Origin of the sequence: Labrys sedimenti (genome assembly GCF_034424805.1) — a bacterium.
Lineage (GTDB): Bacteria > Pseudomonadota > Alphaproteobacteria > Rhizobiales > Labraceae > Labrys > Labrys sedimenti.
On sequence record NZ_JAXOUF010000101.1, the window covers coordinates 1 to 1033 of the forward strand.

Sequence of the window (1033 nt, forward strand, 5' to 3'; positions counted from 1 at the left end):
AATTGCGCGCTTGGTTCTGGCTTGCTACGCAAAACGTCGACGATCTCCCGAAGGCCGCAGAGCCGATGTTGTCGATGTTCGAATGGTGGATCTGTCTGTCGATGCCCCCTGACGAAGTCGAGAAGATCGCTAGGTTCAGGGAACTCACTCCCGCACAAAAGGCGCTGATGCTCTCGGCTCGTAAGGAATCCGGGAAATTCACAGAAGGCGTGATCCTTTCCAAGAGCATGGAAGTGCTGTTCCGGGCGGTTCCACCCAGCCTCTACCTCGCACTCGCGCAAACCGAGCCCGAGGAGAAGGCCGAGCGCTACCAACTCATGCAGCAATTCGGCATTAGCGAGCTCGAAGCCGCGTTCAAGGTGTCCGAAAAAATTGACCGCGCCCGCGGCATCACACCACTAGCTTTCGACGACGTGTTGTCCTGACCGACGGAGCCTCACATGACTGCCCAACGATCTCTACCTCCCGCATCCCCCGAACGCATGTGGCACCGTCGTCGGCGTTTGCTGTCCGCAGTGATGACCCTGATCCTGCTTCTGTTGGCGTTGCTTGTCGTCACGCTGCGTGATGCCACCAGCCCGCCTACACCTTCTACCGTACAGCAGCATCTCGAAGGCCCACCCTGGCGCCACGGGGTGGCGAATGCGCGCTTCACCGTGGTGCTGTATGCCGACCTTGAGTGCCCTTACTGCCAAGCCTATTTTCCGGAACTGTATCGCTGGATCGACACCACCTCCGACGTCAACCTGCAATGGCATCACCTGCCATTGACCAAGCATGAGCCGGCCGCAAGCCGCCAGGCATCGCTTGCGGAATGCGTTGGCCAGGCTGGCGGGCATAAGGCGTTTTGGTCGGCCGTTCAGTGGATCTATACCTACACCCGCACTGGCGGTCAGGGCGTGTCTGACTTGGAGGCCTTTCCCGATGCATCCCAGGCCATCCACACCTGCCTGAGCAGTGGCGAGGCCATGAGCCTTGTACAAACACAGGCGCACGAAGCCATCACATCAGGCATCACAGCAACACCTTCGCT

General features: G+C 59.4%; 2 protein-coding genes. Both read left to right on the plus strand.

The window, feature by feature from the left end:
* Positions 1-425, plus strand: a 425-nt coding sequence (locus U1R88_RS35605; protein WP_425545539.1) for a hypothetical protein, incomplete at its 5' end; no start/stop codon positions are given.
* 15 nt (positions 426-440) lie between these two features.
* Positions 441-1033 (plus strand): DsbA family protein (locus U1R88_RS35610; protein ID WP_322435561.1); only part of this gene is annotated, 593 nt, incomplete at its 3' end.